Annotated in this window: 1 protein-coding gene; it reads right to left on the bottom strand. The window is 68.3% G+C overall.

Annotated features, from left to right (window positions below; genetic code table 11):
• Positions 1-51 precede the first annotated feature (51 nt).
• Positions 52-867, bottom strand: coding sequence for an alpha/beta hydrolase family protein (locus DD1DGNOD_RS05485; RefSeq protein WP_241251255.1), 816 nt, complete (start codon positions 865-867; stop codon positions 52-54).
• Positions 868-892: the final 25 nt, after the last annotated feature.

Raw genomic sequence — 892 nt, 5'->3', positions numbered from 1 at the left:
CGAAAAAGCATGATCGCACTGCCTTTGGCCCTCCAGCGACCCAGCAGATCACTATCCGGCATCCACGCTCCCTGTCGAAGCAGAACGGTCACCCACCGTCCGCCGCACGCTCGTAGGCCCCGAGGAACCCAACCGCCTGATGATCCACTCTGTCCCGACGGTCGCCGCTTCGTCGACGACCTCGGTTTCAGTGCGGCCGTCCCTACGACGCGTCCGCATGGCATGGTCGGCGCCGGCCAGGACGTGTACCTCGACATGACGGGCCGGGTCCGGATCGGGCATGCCGAACGCGTCCCGATCACCTTGGACCACGAGCACGGGGACGCCCGCGGCAAGCAGCTCGGGCAGGCGTGACGGTCGATTCCCCCGCGGATCCCGCCCAAAACCCCGGCTAGGATCTTCTCTAGCCGGGGCGGCGGGCCTTCCAGGGGGATACAGCGGGAAGCCGAAGGCCACGACTGCGGCGGCCCCGACCGTACGGGCGCAGCGGCAGGCCACTCTCGATCCCATGGAACGGCCGACGAGGACAACAGGCCGCGGCTGCCCCAGAGCGTCCATGACCGCGTGCAGCACGGCGTCCAACCGGGCCGGGCGATCCGGCGCACGGCGTCCCGCGACCCGGTAGGGCATCTCCAGGCGGGCAACGCCGACCCCACGCCCCGGCAGCCGCGCCGCGAGCTCGGACAACACGCCGACATCCGTTCCACTAGCAGCGCCATGCAGAAGAACAACAAATCCGATCGGTGTCCTCGCCGCGGGAACCAGAAACACTCGCCCGCCGTCGACATCCAGGGAAGTCCGGTCGGTGGAGGAGGCACCGACCGCGATCATGCCCGAGAGAAAAATGTCACCGCTGCCCGTGTGCATCTGTCAGACTTCCCGTGAGTGTGTG

This window comes from Candidatus Protofrankia californiensis, from assembly GCF_900634765.1.
GTDB classification, from domain to species: Bacteria; Actinomycetota; Actinomycetes; order Frankiales; family Frankiaceae; genus Protofrankia; species Protofrankia californiensis.
This window is presented reverse-complemented; position numbering and strand designations above follow the sequence as displayed.